Source organism: Maritimibacter sp. (assembly GCF_016774595.1).
In the GTDB taxonomy this organism is placed as follows: Bacteria; Pseudomonadota; Alphaproteobacteria; order Rhodobacterales; family Rhodobacteraceae; genus Maritimibacter; species Maritimibacter alkaliphilus.
In genome coordinates this window covers 872889-889994 of the sequence record NZ_JACBWT010000001.1, presented here as the reverse complement: position 1 = coordinate 889994, position 17106 = coordinate 872889, and the positions used below count along the sequence as shown (strand labels likewise).

16 protein-coding genes are annotated in these 17106 nt (G+C 64.1%); 10 read left to right on the top strand and 6 right to left on the bottom strand.

What is annotated here, in order from left to right:
- The first annotated feature begins 46 nt into the window (after positions 1-46).
- From HOY44_RS04405 to HOY44_RS04390, 4 genes are read left to right on the top strand one after another with little or no spacing between them, the layout of a single operon-like run.
- Positions 47-925: a branched-chain amino acid ABC transporter permease gene (locus HOY44_RS04405; protein WP_287433265.1), complete on the top strand. Its 879-nt coding sequence runs from the start codon at positions 47-49 to the stop codon at positions 923-925.
- Positions 925-1944 carry a branched-chain amino acid ABC transporter permease gene (locus HOY44_RS04400; RefSeq protein WP_287433264.1) on the top strand — a complete coding sequence of 340 codons (1020 nt, stop codon included), beginning with the start codon at positions 925-927 and terminating at the stop codon, positions 1942-1944. Before HOY44_RS04405 ends, HOY44_RS04400 begins: the two co-directional genes overlap by 1 nt.
- Positions 1941-2705, top strand: a complete 765-nt coding sequence (locus HOY44_RS04395) for an ABC transporter ATP-binding protein (protein ID WP_287433263.1) — start codon at positions 1941-1943, stop codon at positions 2703-2705. Before HOY44_RS04400 ends, HOY44_RS04395 begins: the two co-directional genes overlap by 4 nt.
- Positions 2698-3393: an ABC transporter ATP-binding protein gene (locus HOY44_RS04390; protein WP_008334651.1), complete on the top strand. Its 696-nt coding sequence runs from the start codon at positions 2698-2700 to the stop codon at positions 3391-3393. The genes HOY44_RS04395 and HOY44_RS04390 overlap by 8 nt, the downstream gene beginning before the upstream one ends.
- Here HOY44_RS04390 and HOY44_RS04385 read toward each other — a convergent pair.
- On the bottom strand, positions 3390-3857 hold the full coding sequence (locus HOY44_RS04385) for an Lrp/AsnC family transcriptional regulator (RefSeq protein ID WP_040885847.1): 468 nt from the start codon (positions 3855-3857) through the stop codon (positions 3390-3392). The two genes, HOY44_RS04390 and HOY44_RS04385, sit on opposite strands and share 4 nt — an antisense overlap.
- A gap of 134 nt (positions 3858-3991) precedes the next feature.
- Between HOY44_RS04385 and HOY44_RS04380 the strand changes: the two genes are divergently transcribed.
- The 5 genes from HOY44_RS04380 to lpdA are packed head-to-tail and all read left to right on the top strand — an operon-like array spanning position 3992 to position 9093.
- The gene (locus tag HOY44_RS04380; RefSeq protein ID WP_287433260.1) at positions 3992-4231 is read left to right on the top strand and encodes a hypothetical protein; all 240 of its coding nucleotides are present in this window, start codon (positions 3992-3994) and stop codon (positions 4229-4231) included.
- The gene (locus HOY44_RS04375; RefSeq protein WP_287433258.1) at positions 4228-5454 is read left to right on the top strand and encodes a 3-methyl-2-oxobutanoate dehydrogenase (2-methylpropanoyl-transferring) subunit alpha; all 1227 of its coding nucleotides are present in this window, start codon (positions 4228-4230) and stop codon (positions 5452-5454) included. Before HOY44_RS04380 ends, HOY44_RS04375 begins: the two co-directional genes overlap by 4 nt.
- 1 nt (position 5455) lies before the next feature.
- Positions 5456-6469 (top strand): alpha-ketoacid dehydrogenase subunit beta, encoded by a 1014-nt coding sequence (locus tag HOY44_RS04370; protein ID WP_287433257.1) that lies wholly within the window; start codon positions 5456-5458, stop codon positions 6467-6469.
- Between the two features lies 1 nt (position 6470).
- Positions 6471-7715 carry a dihydrolipoamide acetyltransferase family protein gene (locus HOY44_RS04365; RefSeq protein ID WP_287433256.1) on the top strand — a complete coding sequence of 415 codons (1245 nt, stop codon included), beginning with the start codon at positions 6471-6473 and terminating at the stop codon, positions 7713-7715.
- Position 7716: 1 nt separating this feature from the next.
- A complete protein-coding gene (lpdA, locus tag HOY44_RS04360) occupies positions 7717-9093 on the top strand; it encodes a dihydrolipoyl dehydrogenase (protein ID WP_287433255.1) in 1377 nt (458 codons plus the stop codon).
- Between the two features lie 69 nt (positions 9094-9162).
- On the opposite strand, the gene HOY44_RS04355 is transcribed toward lpdA, so the two are convergent.
- The 5 genes from HOY44_RS04355 to HOY44_RS04335 all read right to left on the bottom strand — a co-directional run bounded on the left by HOY44_RS04355 (position 9163) and on the right by HOY44_RS04335 (position 15783).
- Positions 9163-10497 carry a Rieske 2Fe-2S domain-containing protein gene (locus tag HOY44_RS04355; RefSeq protein ID WP_287433254.1) on the bottom strand — a complete coding sequence of 445 codons (1335 nt, stop codon included), beginning with the start codon at positions 10495-10497 and terminating at the stop codon, positions 9163-9165.
- Between the two features lie 412 nt (positions 10498-10909).
- Complete coding sequence (locus tag HOY44_RS04350) at positions 10910-11455, bottom strand: hypothetical protein (protein WP_287433252.1); 546 nt, start codon at positions 11453-11455, stop codon at positions 10910-10912.
- A gap of 41 nt (positions 11456-11496) precedes the next feature.
- On the bottom strand, positions 11497-13482 hold the full coding sequence (locus HOY44_RS04345) for a glycosyltransferase (protein ID WP_287433250.1): 1986 nt from the start codon (positions 13480-13482) through the stop codon (positions 11497-11499).
- 8 nt (positions 13483-13490) lie between these two features.
- Complete coding sequence (locus tag HOY44_RS04340; protein ID WP_287433249.1) at positions 13491-14651, bottom strand: HlyD family secretion protein; 1161 nt, start codon at positions 14649-14651, stop codon at positions 13491-13493.
- Positions 14652-14754: 103 nt separating this feature from the next.
- A complete protein-coding gene (locus HOY44_RS04335; protein WP_287433248.1) occupies positions 14755-15783 on the bottom strand; it encodes a family 8 glycosyl hydrolase in 1029 nt (342 codons plus the stop codon).
- Between the two features lie 147 nt (positions 15784-15930).
- Here HOY44_RS04335 and HOY44_RS04330 point away from each other — a divergent pair, with 147 nt between their 5' ends.
- Entirely contained in the window at positions 15931-17001 is a 1071-nt protein-coding gene (locus HOY44_RS04330) for a cache domain-containing protein (RefSeq protein ID WP_287433247.1), read from the top strand.
- Positions 17002-17106: the final 105 nt, after the last annotated feature.

Genomic DNA, 17106 nt, shown 5'->3' with positions numbered 1-17106 from the left:
CGCGGACCTTCGCTTTGACGGTCCGCACGAAACGGGGAGCACCTTAATGGCCAGCGCCGCCTCATCACTCACATTCATCTTGCTCTATGGCGTGTCCTACGGACTTGTCCTGTTCATCATCTCCATCGGCCTCGTCATCACGATGGGCCTGATGCGGGTCATGAACCTCGCCCACGGCGCCTTCGCGGCCATCGGCGGCTATATCGCGGTGGGGGTGATGACCAACTTCGGGATACCCTTTCCGCTCGCCGTAGTGGCCGCCGTCGCCGGTGTCGTCGCCCTGTCGGTGGTGCTGGAGCGTCTGGTCTTCGTGAACCTTTACGGCGCGCCAGAGCTCGATCAGGTGCTGATGACCATCGGGATCAACTTCATCGTCATCGGCGGTCTGACCATCTTTTTCGGGCCGAACGTCTACCCGATCAGCCTGCCGGACTACCTGACCGGCAACGTCGACCTCGGCATCCGCAACTTCGAGATCTACCGGCTGTTCGTCATCGCAATGGGGCTGATCGTCGTCGTCGGCCTTTGGATCATGTTCGAAAAAACTTCGTTCGGGGCCAAGCTGCGCGCCGCCGTGGACAACCCGTCGATGACCCGCGTGATTGGGATCAACGTGAACCGCGTGTTCATCATCGCCTTCGGGATCGGGAGCGGTTTGGCCGCCCTCGGCGGGGCCATCGGCGCGGGGATGCTGCCGCTCGAACCCTATTACCCAATGAAATACCTCGTCCTCGTGCTGGTCGTCGTGGCGCTGTCGGGCTTTGGCAACATGCGCGCCTCGCTTGCCGTCGCGGTGCTGGTCGGGATCGTCGACACCGCAGGCCGCTTCCTCGTGCCCAGCTTCGGTGGGTTCATCATCTACATCGTCCTCGTCGTGCTCATGGTGTTGCGCCCCGAGGGTCTGTTCACGAAGAGGGCCGCCTGATGGACATGCCGAACGCACGCTTCCTCAATCGTCACCGCTTCTCGCTGTGGGAACTAGTGCCGCTGATCGTGGCCATAGGGTGCTACTACCTCTTTCCCGGCTACCTCACGCTCGGCGCAGCGGTGCTGGTGATGGCGATCTTCGCGGTCTCGCTCGACCTCGTGATCGGATACGCGGGCATCGTCACGCTCGGCCATTCCGTGTTCTTCGGGGTGGGGGCGTATGGGGCCGCGAAACTGTCCATCGCCGGGATCGATACGCCGATTACGGCCGCCCTGATCGCCGGGGGCATGGCAGCGGTGCTCGCCGTCCTGACCGGGCCGTTCGTCCTGCGCCTCAAACACCTGCCGCTCATCATGGTCACGGTCGCCATCGCCGCCATTGTGCATGAGGCCGCGAACAAGATGTCGTGGCTGACGGGCGGCCATGACGGCCTGCCGAACCTGACGTTCGAGCCGGTGCTGGGCCTGTTCAAATGGTCGATCTGGGGCACCACAAGCTATCTCTACGTCCTCGCCTGGCTGGTCCTTCTCGTGATCATCTCGCGCATCGTCGTCTCGTCGTCCTTCGGCATGGCGTTGCAGGGTATCCGCCAGAACGAACTGAGGATGCGGGTCATGGGCGCGCCCGTGCTGAAGCAACAGGTGATCATCTACACCTACAGCGCCTTTCTGGCCGGGATCGCTGGTGCGCTTTATGCCCAGACCAACAATTTCGTCTCGCTTGAGACGCTGACGGTGGACCTTGGCGTCTTTGCGCTGGCGATGATCGTGCTCGGCGGCCTCGGGCGCATCTACGGCGCAATTATCGGGGCGGCGGTCTACATGATCGTGCAATACCTCGCCCAGCAATGGGATCCGTATTTCTGGATGCTGGCCATCGGGGTGCTTCTGGTGCTCGTCGTCCGCTTCGGCAAAGGCGGCCTCTTGGGCATCGCCGAGAAGGCATGGCTGCGGGTGCGCCCCGCACGCCCGGCCTTCACCCCCGCCAAACGCGAAAAACTGGAGCCGGGCGAATGACCTACATGCTCGAAGCACGCGACCTGCACAAATACTTCGGCGCGCTTCACGTCACCAACGGCGTGAACCTGAAACTGGCCCCCGGCGCGCGTCACGCGCTGATCGGCCCGAACGGCGCGGGCAAGACGACACTCGTCGGGCAGTTGTCCGGCGTGATCGCACCCACGTCCGGTCAGGTGTTCATCGGGGGGGAGGACGTCACGCGCCTTGCGCCCGCCAAACGCACCCGTATGGGTCTGGTGCGCACCTTTCAGATCTCGAACCTATTCACTGACATGACGGTGCTCGAGAACGTCTACCTAGCCGTCAGCCAGAACCGGCGCATGGGGGTGAACCCGTTCCGCGCGGCAGGCCGCGACAAGGACAGCATCGACCGCGCCATGGACCTGATCCGCAAGGTCCGGCTGGAGCCGCACGCGGATCGGCTGGTTTCGGAACTCGCCTACGGCCAACAGCGCCTGATCGAGATCGCCATCGCGCTTGCCCTCGATCCGAAAATCCTGCTGCTGGACGAACCGGCGGCGGGTATTCCGACCGGCGAACTCGACCTGCTCCTTCGGGTGATCGAAGAGCTCGACCCGTCCCTCGCCCTTCTCATCATCGAACACGATATGGAGCTTGTGCGCCGGGTCGCGACCGATGTGACTGTCCTTGTCCACGGCACAGTCCTGATCGACGGCCCATTGCGTGAGGTCATGTCCTCGGACGAGGTCAAACGCGTCTATCTTGGCGGCGGCGAAGTGGAGGCTCAGAATGCTTGAAGTGCGCAACCTGACCGGGGGTTGGGGTCCGACCGTCGTGGTCCAGGATCTGTCCCTCGACCTCGCCAAGGGTGAAACGCTCGCCATAATCGGGCGCAACGGGGTCGGCAAATCGACCCTGCTCGAACTTCTCAGCGGCCGCGCGCGGCGGCTCAGCGGATCGGTCCGTCTGGGCGACACCGACCTTGCCGCAGCCAAACTGCACCGCCGCGTGGCTCACGGGATCGGACATGTGCCGCAAGAACGGGAAGTGTTCAAAAGCCTGACGGTGGACGAGCACCTGCTGATTTCGCGGCGCCCCGGCGTCTGGACCCGCGACAAGGTGCTCGACCTCTTTCCCGGCCTCGCCGCGCGGATCGGAAGCCTTGGCGGGCAACTCTCCGGCGGTGAACAGCAGATGCTTGCCATCGCACGGGCGCTGGTCGGCAACCCGCAAGTGCTGCTCATGGACGAGCCGTCCGAGGGGCTTGCCCCCGTCGTCATCGAACAACTCGTGGGAGCCATGCGCGCGCTGACGGTGGACAAGTCGCTGGGCATTCTGCTGGTCGAACAACGAATCGACATCGCCCGCGATCTGGCCGACCGTTTCGTCGTCATGGACCGGGGCGCGATCGTGCACCGGGGCCAGATCGAGGAACTCGACCGCACCGAAAATCTCGCCGAACTCGTGGGTCTGACCGACGCCTAGTCCGGCACGAAGGCCTGCTGGCTTTTCAGACGGCGGAGCACAAAGCTCGACCGGGAATGGCGTATGCCTTTGACCTTGTAGAGCTTCGAGCGCAGGAACTCCTCATACCCCCGCGTGCCGTCCACCGCGACCTTGATCATGTAATCGTAGTCGCCCGTGGTCAGGTATACCTCGAGCACCTCGGGAATGTCCGCCAGCGCCTGCCCGAAGTCCTCGAGCGTTTCATCGTCGTGACGGTCAAGCGTGACCTCGACGATGGCCAGTTCGCGCAGGCCGAGCAGCTCCATATCGACCCGTGCGCCGTAGCCGTCGATGAACCCGTCCGCCTCCAGCCGCCGCACTCGCTGCCAGCACGGGCTTGCCGACAATCCGACCCGGTCGGCCAGTTCCGCCGTGGTCAGGCGCCCGTTCTCAAGCAGGTGGCGCAGGATTGCGCGGTCTTTGGTGTCTAGCTCGCGAGGCATCAGTTTCATCCGTGGAAGATATGATTCTGTCGGAATGGGTCATGACAGAAAAATCATTTTCATATGGCCATAAATAGCAGAAGATCAAAAGCCTTTTTTGTTCTTCTGAGGATAACGTTGCCGTAGGAGGAGTCATGCGCAGACACATCTATTTCACGACGACCGAAGGTTACGCCGGCCTGATCCGCCCACTCGACCACGCACGGCGCATGGGGTTCGACCTGATCTCCGTCGCGGCCCACCAACACGGCGAAGGCCTGGACGTGACCCTGACACTCGCGGGCCTGACCGATGGGGCGGTGGCGACGCTCGCCGCCCGGATCGACGGCGGCCTTGGCTGCGCGATCACCGCGCCGTCCGAGGTGGCCGCATGACCCATCCGCTCCGCCTCCACGTCCCCGAGCCGACCTTGCGCCCCGGCGACAGTCCCGACTTTTCCGGCGTGCCGATCCCCAAGGCAGGCAGCGTGCGCCGCCCTCCGGTCGATGCCGACCCCGAGGATATCCGCGACCTCGCCTTCACCATCATCCGCGTCATGGACCGCAAGGGGCAGGCGGTCGGTGACTGGGCCCCTGACATCGACGACGACGAACTGCGCACGGGCCTGCGCCACATGATGCTGCTGCGGGAATACGACGCCCGCATGCTCATGGCGCAGCGGCAGGGCAAGACCAGTTTCTACATGCAGCACTTGGGCGAAGAGGCGATTTCCTGTGGCTTCCGGCGCGAGCTTCAGCCGGGCGACATGAACTTTCCGACGTACCGTCAGGCGGGCCTCCTGATCGCGGACGACTACCCCATGTTGCTCATGATGAATCAGGTCTACTCGAACGAGGGCGACACGGTGCACGGGCGGCAATTGCCGGTGTTCTATTCGTCCAAGGATCACGGGTTCTTCTCGATCTCGGGCAACCTCGCCACGCAGTATCCGCAGGCCGTGGGCTGGGCGATGGCCTCGGCTATCAAGGGCGCGACGAACATAGCGGCGGCATGGATCGGGGACGGCTCGACCGCTGAGAACGACTTTCACGCCGGGCTTGTCTTTGCTTCGACCTACCAGGCGCCCGTGGTTCTGAACATCGTAAACAACCAGTGGGCCATCTCGACCTTCCAAGGCATCGCGCGGGGCGGCTCCGGCACCTTTGCCGCGCGGGGCCACGGGTTCGGCATCCCGGCGCTTCGCGTCGATGGAAACGACTACCTCGCCGTGCGCGCAGTGGCCCGATGGGCGGCGGAACGCGCACGGGCGAACCTTGGCCCTACCCTGATCGAATACGTCACCTACCGCGTTGCCGGGCATTCGACCTCGGACGATCCCTCCGCCTACCGCCCCAAGGAAGAAGGCAGCGCATGGCCGCTGGGCGACCCGATCCTGCGCCTGCGCGACCACCTGATCGCACGTGGCGCATGGAACGAAGAGCGCCACACCCAGGCCGCGGCTGAGATAAGGGCCGAAGTCATTGCGACCCAGAAAGAGGCCGAGGCCATCGGCACGCTCACCTCGGGCCGCCTGCCGTCGCCCGCGCATATGTTCGAGGACGTGTTCGAGACGCCGACATCACACCTTGTCCGCCAGCGTCACGAGATGGGGGTCTGACATGGCGCACATGACCATGATCGAGGCGATCCGCGACGCCCACGACATCGCCATGGGCCGCGACGAGCGCGTCGTCGTCTTTGGCGAGGACGTCGGGTTCTTCGGCGGCGTCTTTCGCTGCACGGCAGGGCTGCAAAAGAAATACGGTGCCACCCGGTGCTTCGACACGCCGATCAGCGAGCTTGGCATCGTCGGCACCGCCATCGGCATGGCGGCGAACGACATCCGGCCCGTGGTCGAGATACAGTTCGCGGACTACATGTATCCGGCTTACGACCAACTCGTGTCGGAAGCGGCGCGTCTGCGCTACCGCTCGGCGGGCGAGTTCACGTGTCCCATCGTCGTGCGTATGCCCACGGGCGGTGGCATCTTCGGCGCGCAGACCCATAGCCAAAGCCCCGAGGCGCTGTTCACTCATGTCGCGGGCCTGAAAACCGTGGTGCCGTCCACGCCTGCGGATGCAAAGGGCCTGCTCCTCGCCGCCATCGAAGACCCGGACCCGGTGATCTTTCTTGAGCCGAAACGCATCTACAACGGCCCTTTCGACGGCCACCACGACCGCCCTCTGGTCGGCTGGAAAAAGCACGAACTTGGCGACGTGCCGGAGGGTCATGCGCCCGTGCCATTGAGTAAGGCCGCGCTCCGGGCCGAGGGCGATGACCTGACGATCGTGACCTACGGCACCATGGTCCACGTCGCCTTGGGCGTCGTGACTGACGCGGGGCTTTCGGCGGATGTCATCGACCTGCGCACGCTCGTCCCGCTCGACATCGACGCCGTTGTCGCTTCGGTTAAACGCACGGGCCGCTGCCTTGTGCTGCACGAGGCGACGCTCACCAGCGGGTTCGGCGCAGAGCTCGCCGCGCAGGTGCAGGAGGCGTGCTTTTACCATCTGGAAGCGCCGGTCAAACGCGTCGCGGGCTGGGACACCCCCTATCCGCACGCCGGTGAATGGGACTACTTCCCCGGCCCCGAGCGACTACTGCGCAACATCGAAGCTCTGCTGGAGGCCTGAGATGGGAGAACACATCGTCAAACTGCCGGACATCGGCGAAGGCGTGACCGAGGCGGAACTGACGGAATGGTCCGTGGCCGTGGGCGACATGGTGCAGGAGGACGACGTGCTCGCCGTCGTCATGACCGACAAAGCCGCCGTCGAAATCCCCGCGCCGGTGTCTGGAACCGTCGCACGGCTTGGTTGCGAAGTCGGGGACACGCTTGCGGTGGGGTCGGCTCTGGTTGCATTGACGACGGATGGCGGCGCGGTTGCCGAACAAAAGTCCGAACCTGAGGGCGAACGTAAGTCCGAACAAAGGTCCGCTTCCGTGCCTGAAACCGGTAAGGCGGAGCCGCCGACGAAACCGGCGAACGCCGAACAAAAGTCCGCGCCGAAACCAAAGCCGCGCAGTTCCGGCACACGGCCCGCCGCCGCGCCGTGGGTCCGGCAACGCGCCCGCGACATGGGGATTGCGCTGGGCGATGTCACGGGCACTGGTCCGGGGGGCCGCATCCTCTACGACGATCTCGAAGACCACCTTGCCGCGCCCCATCCCAAGACCCGGCGAAAGACCGGGACGACCGACCTCAAGGTCACGGGGCTGCGCCGCGTCATCGCAGTCCGGATGCAGACCGCCAAGTCCGAGGCGCCGCATTTCTCGATCATCGAAGAGGTCGACGTCACCGAGCTTGAAGCCACCCGAAAGGCGCTGAATGACACTGGGCGCGGCAAGCTGACCGTCATTCCCTTCGTGGCTCTCGCCATCGTCAAAGCGGTGGGCGAACAGCCTGGCCTCAACGCGCACTTCCTGCCTGCCGAGGGGATCATCCGCCAGCATGAGGCGGTGCACATAGGTGTCGCGACCCAAACGGACCGTGGCCTCATGGTCCCCGTCCTGCATCATGCCGAGGCGATGACGCCGTGGGACATAGCCGACCGTTTGCGCGACGTGAGCGGGGCCGCGCGGGACGGCACCATTGCCAAGAGCGATCTGGAAGGATCGACCATCACCATCTCGTCGCTCGGGTCCCTCGGCGCGATTGCGACGACGCCGATCCTGAACCTGCCCGAGGTCACGGTGATCGGCGTGAACAAGATGGCCGTGCGCCCGATCTGGGACGGGCGGGATTTCCGCCCGCGCACGATAATGAACCTGTCCGGCTCATTCGATCATAGGGTAGTCGACGGCTGGGATGCTGCGGTGTTCATCGCCCGGCTCAAGCAACTTCTCGAAACCCCCGCGCTTTTGTTCATCGGAGACTGACATGGCCGATAAGACTTGCGATTTCCTCGTGATCGGCGGCGGGCCGGGTGGCTACGTCGCCGCGATCCGCGCCGGGCAGCTGGGCCTCAAGACCGTGCTTGTCGAGAAAGAGGCGGTCGGCGGCACCTGTCTGAACGTCGGCTGCATCCCGTCCAAGGCGCTGATCCACGCGGCCGAGAAATTTCACGACGCGGTGTCTTTTGCAGGCGAAAACGCGCTCGGGATCCGGGCCGCAGCGCCCAGCATCGACTACGCCCGGACGGTGGGTTGGAAAGACGGCGTCGTCGCCACCCTGACGGGCGGTGTGCGGGGCCTGCTCAAACGCGCGAAGGTCGAGGTGGTGAGCGGCGCCGCGCAGTTCATCGACGGCAAGACGGTTCAGGTCGGCGCGGGCGACCGGATCACGGCCAAGATCATCGTCATCGCCACCGGATCGACGCCCGTGGAGCTTACGACCTTGCCCTTCGGCGGCGATGTGCTGTCCTCCACCGGGGCGCTTGCGCTGACGCATGTGCCGCCCACACTCGCCGTGGTCGGCGGCGGATACATCGGGCTGGAGATCGGAACCGCCTTCGCCAAACTCGGCGCGCGTGTCACGGTGGTCGAGGCGGGGCCATCCCTCCTCCCCCAATACGATGCCGAATTGGTGAAACCTGTTGCCAAACGGCTCGAAGCGCTGGGGGTGACGGTCCACCTGAACGCCCGCGCCACGGGTCATGAAGCCGGCTGCCTGTGGATCGAGGGGCCGGACGGCCCGGCGCAGATCGACGCGGACAAGGTGCTCGTAGCCGTTGGCCGCAAGCCCTACACGGCCGGTCTTAGGCTGGAGCGGCTATTGCTGCCCACCCAACGCGGGTTCATCCCTGTCAACGACCGCTGCGAGACGCCGATGCGCGGCGTCTTTGCCATCGGTGACGTGACCCCCGGCCCGATGCTCGCCCACCGCGCCATGGCCGAGGGTGAGATGGTCGCTGAGATCGCCGCTGGCCACGCCCGCGTCTGGGACAAACAAGCGATGCCCGCCACCTGCTTCACCGACCCGGAGATCGTGACGGTCGGCCTGTCACCGCAAGAGGCGAAAGACCAGTTCGGCGCGGCAAAGATCGGTCGCTTTCCGTTCACGGCCAACGGGCGCGCGTTGGCCACCGAAGGAACCGAAGGGATGGTCCGCGTTGTGGCTCGTGCTCAGGACAACCGCATTGTGGGCATTCAGGCCGTGGGACAGGGGATATCGGAACTTTCCTCGGCCTTTTCCATTGCGCTGGACATGGGCGCAAGGCTTGAGGACGTGGCCGCCATCGTCCAGTCGCACCCGACCCGGTCCGAAGGCTTCACCGAGGCCGCGATGCAGGCCTTGGGTCGCGCGGTTCATATCTGACACGCGCATCCCTGATGCAAAAAAAGGCCGGCGAACCTGTCGCTGGCCTTTCCGTTTTTTTGACCGTCACTAGTGAACCTGTTCCGGCGTCCCGCGTCCCAGCTTTACCGAGCGATACCGCCGCGTGATCGTGTGCGACGGGACAAGCTGCCGCCAATCTTCGTCCTCCGGGACCGTACCATTGCGCCCGATGATCTTGGTCTGGTCAGCATGAACCCCCTGCGGCTCCTGATCGTTCTCGACCGCCTGCGCCGCCGAAATGAGCGAGCGATACAGCCGTGAGACCGCCATATCGACGGGGGCGAGGATTTCCTTGGACCGATCCTTGATCGCGCCGGGCGAGATGTTCACCGCGCTGTCTTCCTGCGTGAAGCTGTGGAAACCCGAAAAAGATCCCGCCTGAATGCGCGAACGGTCCTGCTTGTAGCGGTTTCGCAGCGACGGGCGGTCGTCGTCGTTGAACGTCTCGTAGGTCATGTTGTAGTTCGCCAGCGCCTCGGGATCGAGCCCGACGTGCTTGAGCATGTTGGACTTCAGCGGGTCTTTCCCCATTTCGCGCTCGGCATGCCACCAGACGTGGAAGTGGATGCACTGCTCGTCGTTGATCGGGACCACGCACATAAAGAGGTCTTCGTTCGGGTTGGCGATAAAGCAGGGCAGCGAGAAGGCGGTGACCCGCACGTGTACCTCGCCCTTGCCCGACACGTTTTCGCCCCGGCGAAGCGCCGCGTAATGGAAGCCGAAATCGGTGTCGTCCACTTCGATGGTGGGGGCCGCGTCGAACGTCATTTCGGCAGCGGCGGAGAAGTTCAGGTTCTCAAGCTGGCCGGAGGCGACAAGGCCATCGGCGTGCAGGATGTTCAGGTGTGAGCTGTCCACCAGCGCCTCAAGCGCCTGCACGTAGTTGCAGTGGTTCAGTGCATAGGCGTTGTTGCGGTGGTCGTCGTCCGCATCGAACCACGGGAAATGCGGGAATTCGGGTTGAAGGAGCTTCGGCCCGAGGTAAGACCACACAAGCCCGCCTGCTTCGCGCACCGGAAACGCCTCGGCCTTGAACCGGTTCTTGAAGTCGGGGTCGTTCACGTTCGGAGTTTCCAGAACGGTGCCGTCGGGCGCGAATTTCCAGCCATGATACAGGCAGCGAATGCCGTCACCCTCGCAGCGACCGATAGCAAGTGAGGACCGGCGGTGCGGGCAGAACTGGTCGAGCACGCCAAGCTGGCCGTCGGCATTTCGCCAGACCACGAGTTTCTGGCCGAGGATTTCAAGCGGGAAAGGCGGGCTGTCCGGGGTCGGGATGTCGGACGTCTGGCAGATCGGTATCCAGTAGCGCCGGAATGCCTCGCCCATAGGGGTGCCGGGACCGACCCGGCACATCATTTCATTCTGTTCATGTGAAAGCATTGGTGATCCTCCCTTATCTTCCATGGAAGATAAAGTTGATGCCGATGTGCGTCAACATAGGATGTAGGCCTTGACTGTGGGCTTGTTCAAAAGGGGGAAGTGTCTTGGCGAGCGTGCAGGCAAGCTCAAGCCAAGTATCCAACCGATGCTTCCAGATACGCGGAGGAGGTATCTGCTTTGCGCGAACCCGCCCTGGCGCAGACGCGTTTGATTTCGTCTACCACCCCAGCCACGCTTTCCGTCGAGTTTCGAAAGATGTGTGTCCCCTGCCAGTCGTCAGGCCGGTCCTGCACCCGCGTCAGGCCTTCTTTGTCACCTGGGTTGTCGCGTTGCGTCCGGTCCTTCACAGTGGCCCCGCGCATGCAGGCCGCCAGAAATGGTCGTCGTCGCCGCCCGTGTTCACGCCGCCGCGCTAGAACGTGTTGAGCGAGACCCCGGCGAACACTTCGCGTGATTGAAACCGGTAGCCGAGGCGCAGCCGGGTCGCGTTGTTGGGCAGGCCGTAGGTCGCAGCGATGGATTGGTCGAAATACCCGTCGTCGTCGCCCTGGACCGTGAACTCGAAATCGATGTCGGGCTCGTTGAACCCCACGGTCAGCAAGCCGAAGTATCCCGTGTCGATGGACGTGAACTCACCCAAAAGAAAGACGTGTCCGAACGTCGTGGGGCGGTAGTGTTCGGCGATGACGCGAACGCCGAATTTCGGGGTCGCGAGTCCTTCGTATTGAAAGGCGGGACCGATCCGAAACGTGACGGGGGCCGCTTCGCCAAGGACGAATTTGTAGGTGAGCGAGGCGTTCAGATCCGCCCCACCCGTGTATCCACTGAGACTCATCGCATAGGACAGGTTTCCGCGCTCGACGGACAGCACACCCGTCGTCGTGCTCCGCGACGCGTCGAGTTGCGCGAACAGGCCATCCGACAAAGCGGCAGAGGGCAACAGGGCGAACGCTGACATCAGGGACACGCGAAGGACTGCGCGGAGAGGGGCGCGGTTCATCAACCCCGTCCTTTCGTATTCGAACTGAAGGTAAAGCGCCGGGCGACGTCGCGCAGCATGGCGCTCATCCTGACGTTGGAGATCCCGGGCGTGTTGTCCTCGGTGTAGAAGCGCAGGAGGAGCGCGGCGCGCTGGGTGTCGTCAGGCAGAAGTTGCAGGCGCACGCCGTCGCGCGACTTGGCGCTGACGTAGGTGGCGACCGCCCCGACGTTTTCCAGTTCGATCGTGCCGCGCGTGCCGATCTCGAACTGGCGCCCGCGCAGCCGGGCATGGTCGAGCGTCAGGTTCGTCATCCAGAGGTCCATCTGTTCGCCCCCGAACGAAACGCGGACCTGTTCCGGCGCATCGGCGACATGGCGTTCACGGCGCGGCAGTTCCACACAGGCGACCAGCGTCACGGAGAGGACCACCAAGTTGTAGAGCGTCCAGAAAAGGATGACCCATTTGCCGTCGCCCGCATCGAAAAAGGCGAACCGGTCGAACAGCACGCCCAGCACGAGGCCGCCCAAGGTGATGGCCAGCAACAGGGCGAAGGGCACCATCATACGCCACTGAACGACGATCTTGCTGCGATCCCCGCCCTTGGCCGTGACGCTGAACGGATGTCCGTAGGGCTTGATAAGACCCGTAATGGCCGAGCGCGCGATGGGATAGGCGCCGATCAACTGGCTCACGTCGTTCAGAACCGGGACGACATGCCCGCGCGACAGAAGGTTCAGGGTCAGCAGAATCCACAGGTAATACGCCCCGAAATAGGACACCACGTCGGCAAGCTGGGCATTCACAACGGTGATGTTTCCATACCAGTAGAGCAGGGGAAACACGAGCGCGGCGAGGCGGAAGGTGAATGTCGTGAGCCAGTAGAACACCGAGTCGAGGACGCTCCAGCGATCGCGAAGGCGCAGGTTGTTCGTCGCGAAGGGGCCGAGCGACCCGCGCGCGATCTGCATGAGGCCCAGACACCAGCGGGCGCGCTGCGTGACGTATTCCTTCAGACCTTCGGGGGCCAGCCCTTCGGTCAGCGCCTCGTTGAGATAGACCGTTTTCCAGCCCCCATTCTGAAGCGCGAGGGTCAGCATGAAATCTTCGGTGATGCTCTCGGTCGGGAAGCCTCCGATGTCCTGCAAGGCCGGGAAGCGGATCACGGACGAGGTGCCGCAGCAAAAGGCGATCCCCCATGCGTCGCGCGACGGCTGCATGTGGTCGAAGAAGAACCGCTGCTCGTCCGGGTAGGACCGGCTGACGCCGAGGTTGTGCTGGATCGGGTCGGCGTTGAAAAAGTGCTGGGGTGTCTGGACGAGGCCGACATCGGGGTCGTGGAACAGGGCGAGCGAGCGGCGCAGGAACCCGCGATGCGGCACGAAATCGGCATCCAGAACGGCGACGAAATCAGGGGGCGTGTCCCGTTCGGCCAGTCGCGCGAGGGCATGGTTGATGTTGCCGGCCTTGGAATCCTTGTTGTCGGGTCGGCGCAGGTATCCGACCTCGGCGCTGGCGCAATAGTCGCGCAGCCAGTCGCGGCGCCCGTCGTCCAGCACGATCACTTCCTTGTTCGGGTGCTTGAGCGCCTTGGCCCCGATGATCGACCGTTCGAGGACGTCGAGTTCCTCGTTGTAGGTCGCGATCAGGAGCACGACGGACGGGTCCGGGCGTGGCGCCCACCAGTTCGCGTTTTCCGTCGCCTCGTCGGAGCGGGACTTGACCCGCATCATGATGACGAAGGCGCTGAGTGACCCGATCAGGGCGAGCAGCTCCAGCAACAGGAGCGCCCAGCTTGCCGCCCAGTCGAGCGTGAAGCCAAAGGGCGCAACGGTTTCGGTCGCCCGCCAATAGATGTAGCGCAGCGCAAGAACCATCGCGATCGAAAGCATCACGACGCGATGGCTGGTCTTCGATTTGTCGAAGACGAAAGGGATCACCACCGCGATCCCCAGAATGAGGGCCAGTTGGTTGAAGCTCGACCCGAGTTCGCTGGGATAGATCATCGACGGGCCTAGTTCAGCAGCCGGCGCAGCGGGTCCAGGGGCCGGTCCTGAAAGAACACGCGGCCGGTCCGCCCGATGGCGCAGCCGCCCGACATGTCGGCACCGCGCAGATCGGGCACGATGAGCGTCACGTCGTAGCGTTCCAGATGTTCCTTGCTGGGTTTGACGGCCATGTCGTCGTAGACGGTCGCGGCCCCGGCCCCGGCGAGCCGCGAGATCGTGCCCTCCAGCGCCGTATCCGCGCCGGAGAACCGGAAAATGGCCGGGTCGCCCGTGCGCAGGCGGTTGTAGACGATCTCGGACACGCTGAGCGACACCACCGCCGCCGAACAATCGGCGACTTTCATGATCGTGTCGCCGCGCTGCACGTTGATTCCGTCACCCACCATTCGTTCCCAGATGATCCCGTCGACCGGCGAGGCGATGTCGCCGCCCGTCAGCCGGATCATGCGCACACGCTCGCGGGCGATGCGGTCGTCGATGGAGGTCGCGATGGCTTGCGCCTCCGCCAGTTCCGCCTCGATCCGTGCGAGTTGATGGTGCGCCGTGCCGGACCAGTAGGCGTAATTCCAGGCCGCTCCCGCCGTGTCGTCGAGAAACAGATCCGTGCGGGCGGTGTCGAGTTGAAGCGCCTCGAGCGACGAGAACGCTTCGGAGGCTTGTGCCGAATCGTCCCCGGCGTTGTCGTCCACATTGCTCGCGTTGCGGGCGGTGTTTTCCAGATCCAGATCCTCGAGCTTTTCGGGATCGGTCAGATCGGGAAGCGGGTCGACCGGGTCTTCGGTCTGGTATGCAAGCTCGCGCGTTCTGGCCGCCGCATAGGCATCACGCATTTCGGCAAGCCAGACGCTGTGATCTTCCAGCACGGCCTTTTCCGCCTTGAGGCGTTCGACATGGGACAGCGCCAGATCGTGTTCGAGGATGAGGTCGTCAAGCCGGACACCATCGGCGCGCACGTCGCTGATGCTGAACAAGACCGTGTCGGTCGAGACCTGCATCCCGACGGTCCGCGACGGCATTTCGATGTCCCCGGCGACGGGTGCGCGCACCGTGACGATCGGTGCGTTGACGAAGGCGTTGGAACTGGCACCGGTGACGTGTTCAGCGACGAGGACGTAGAGCGCCCCGATGATGACGATGGACCCGATGACGAGGCGAAGATACCGCACGATGTGCCTCCTGCAAGCGCCCACAGCTTCCGAGCTGTGAAGTTGTTTTTTCCATTAACCTTAACACATCAAGACATTGTCGAAAGTATGGAAACACATGCGCTCAACAAAGGCCGCTCTCGCGGCGTGCCACGTGGGCCATAAGGCCGAGCGTGGCGGGATAGTACGGCTCGCCCGCATCTTCGGCGGGGTCGTTCGGGCCGCATCGGATCAGGTCCGCGACGGCGCGGTAGCCCGGATAGGTGCTGCGTTCGAGAACCTCGCCCTGCGGCGTCAACACGACAGGCACGCGCGCCTCGTCCGTCCATATCTCTTGCTTTTGGGTCCGGGCGGGGTGTGCCGCATTGCCGGACCAGTGAAGATAAAGGGCCACCCGGATCGCATCGTAGCCGTGGTTCGCGCCGTAGCCCTCGGCAGGTCTGAACCCATCCGGCGTGACCAGAACCCAATCCGGGACGAGCCCCGTTGCGGCGAGTTCGGCAAGGATCGTCTCGCCGTGATCGGCGGCACGGATCAGGGCCTCGCGTTCCGTGTAGAGGCCCAGTTCCCGCAAGGCGCGCGGCATGATGTAGGACGGGTTGAACAGGACGCGGTCGGGTTCGCTCATGGCCTCCGCACCGGGGGTCAGGATTGGCTCGTCCGGCGCGCGCGGGTCAGGTTCGAGGCAAAGCGCGGCAAGGGCGTTGGAGATGGCTTCGACCGTGCCGCGTCTGTCCCCCCAGCCTGAAAACACCTCGGCCCGCATCAGCGCCCATGCGCGGAACAGGTCGCCGTCGGTCGCGGTATGCCAGTCTTTCCCGGCCAGTTCGTCATCACGATTTCCCTTGGGCGACCAGCGCCACGCCATCAGGGCATCGTCGCGGATCAGCAGGTGCTCGCGGGTCCAGCTTTCGATGGCGTCGAACGCCTCGCGGTCCCCGAAGGCCTGTGCGAGCAGCAGCCCATAGCCCTGACCCTCGGAATGGCTCACCCCGTTCTGAAGGTGGTCGATCACCCGCCCGTTCCCGGCCAGAAACCGGGACTTCCACACGTCCCAGGCGGCGCGTTCATCGGCGCGAACGGGCGTGAGGAAGGCCATGGGCAACGCACAGCCGGTCAGCGTGGCGATGAGCCTTCGGCGGGTCAGTTTCATGGGCAAGGGTGGCTCCGGGCAAGAGGGGCCTGAGCCGGGAACCGACCGTCAGATACGCGACCCCTGCGAGGCGAGAGTCCAAGTCTTGCCTTATTCCTGCCAAAGGTATCTGGCAGATCATGGTTAATATTCCTGCGAGTAACGACCATGTCCCACACCGATCACGATTCGAACCATCCCCGCATCATAAGCACCCTGTTCGCAAGCGCTGGGATCGCATTTCTTCTCGCCATCGTCGTCTTCATCTTGCCGTTCCAGCGGAAGGTCGAGGATGTGGCGATCCGCGCGCAGGGCGATGTGGCACGACATTCGGCACAATCCATCCAGCTCGCGGTCTCGGCGCTGGTGGAACGGGAATGGGACAGTCTCGTCGGTTTCAGCGCCTATGTCGATCTCGATGACCATGACGGAATGCGCGTGCTTACGGACGCGGCGGCCATGGCATCGGAGGGCATCACATGGGCCGCTGTCGTGGGGCTGGACGGCACCGTCATGGCCTCGACGCTGGGCAAGGATCAGGGCGCGGATGTTTCGACCGCACCGTGGTTCAATCAGGGGCTTCGCGGTGACACCGTGCAGACGGCCTCCTCCGGCGAAGGCAGCCGGATTTTCCTGTCCCGGCCGGTTCGGGACGATTACGGACAGGCGATCGGTCTGGCGGTCTACCAGCTTCAGGGTGCGTGGCTCGACCGGGTGGTTCAGAGCGCAGCCGCGCGTCTGGAAGTGGACGTGATGGTGCTCGACACCAATTCAGAGCCGCTGTTCGCCTATGGCGACTGGACCAAAGCGGGGCCGTCCGCGTTGATCCGGTCGCGCGCCGAACTGGGAACCGAGTTTGAAGTCATCGTTTCTTCCCATGACGACGCACCGACCGTGTCCGGGGTGTTCCCCAACGTGATCGAGGGCAGCATGCCGCCGTTCGGATGGTCGCTGGTGGTTCAGGTTCCGGTAACGACGGGCGCGACCGCCATGGGGTCCGCGATGTCCTCGCTGATCTGGACGCTGGCCGGGCTGTTCGCCGCAATCGGTGTTCTGGCCATCGTGTTCGCCTATCGCTACCTGCAACCGCTGGCAAATCTCGCGCGGGAGGCCGCGCAGATTGCGAATGGTGAATCGATTTTCCCCTCGGAAGCGACCCGCACCTATGAGGCCGAGCAGCTGTCAAACGCTCTGGCGCGGTTTCAGGCGCGGATGCACCGCGAGCAGGGGGCCGGGTGACCGGCCCCTTCAACGGCTGAGGTCCACGCGGCCACCCGATATCCCGATCAAGGCATTCGCGCGATGAATGCGTGCGATTGTTCATCGGAATTTTCCGAATGCGTC

Excerpts from the sequence above, each read along its gene's own strand:
- HOY44_RS04335 (WP_287433248.1), bottom strand. The coding sequence starts at position 15,783 with ATGAAACTGACCCGCCGAAGGCTCATCGCCACGCTGACCGGCTGTGCG.
- HOY44_RS04385 (WP_040885847.1), bottom strand. The coding sequence starts at position 3,857 with ATGCCTCGCGAGCTAGACACCAAAGACCGCGCAATCCTGCGCCACCTG.
- HOY44_RS04345 (WP_287433250.1), bottom strand. The coding sequence starts at position 13,482 with ATGATCTATCCCAGCGAACTCGGGTCGAGCTTCAACCAACTGGCCCTC.
- HOY44_RS04405 (WP_287433265.1), top strand. The coding sequence starts at position 47 with ATGGCCAGCGCCGCCTCATCACTCACATTCATCTTGCTCTATGGCGTG.
- lpdA (WP_287433255.1), top strand. The coding sequence starts at position 7,717 with ATGGCCGATAAGACTTGCGATTTCCTCGTGATCGGCGGCGGGCCGGGT.
- HOY44_RS04355 (WP_287433254.1), bottom strand. The coding sequence starts at position 10,497 with ATGCTTTCACATGAACAGAATGAAATGATGTGCCGGGTCGGTCCCGGC.
- HOY44_RS04395 (WP_287433263.1), top strand. The coding sequence starts at position 1,941 with ATGACCTACATGCTCGAAGCACGCGACCTGCACAAATACTTCGGCGCG.
- HOY44_RS04400 (WP_287433264.1), top strand. The coding sequence starts at position 925 with ATGGACATGCCGAACGCACGCTTCCTCAATCGTCACCGCTTCTCGCTG.
- HOY44_RS04365 (WP_287433256.1), top strand. The coding sequence starts at position 6,471 with ATGGGAGAACACATCGTCAAACTGCCGGACATCGGCGAAGGCGTGACC.
- HOY44_RS04350 (WP_287433252.1), bottom strand. The coding sequence starts at position 11,455 with ATGTCAGCGTTCGCCCTGTTGCCCTCTGCCGCTTTGTCGGATGGCCTG.
- HOY44_RS04375 (WP_287433258.1), top strand. The coding sequence starts at position 4,228 with ATGACCCATCCGCTCCGCCTCCACGTCCCCGAGCCGACCTTGCGCCCC.
- HOY44_RS04370 (WP_287433257.1), top strand. The coding sequence starts at position 5,456 with ATGGCGCACATGACCATGATCGAGGCGATCCGCGACGCCCACGACATC.
- HOY44_RS04390 (WP_008334651.1), top strand. The coding sequence starts at position 2,698 with ATGCTTGAAGTGCGCAACCTGACCGGGGGTTGGGGTCCGACCGTCGTG.
- HOY44_RS04380 (WP_287433260.1), top strand. The coding sequence starts at position 3,992 with ATGCGCAGACACATCTATTTCACGACGACCGAAGGTTACGCCGGCCTG.
- HOY44_RS04330 (WP_287433247.1), top strand. The coding sequence starts at position 15,931 with ATGTCCCACACCGATCACGATTCGAACCATCCCCGCATCATAAGCACC.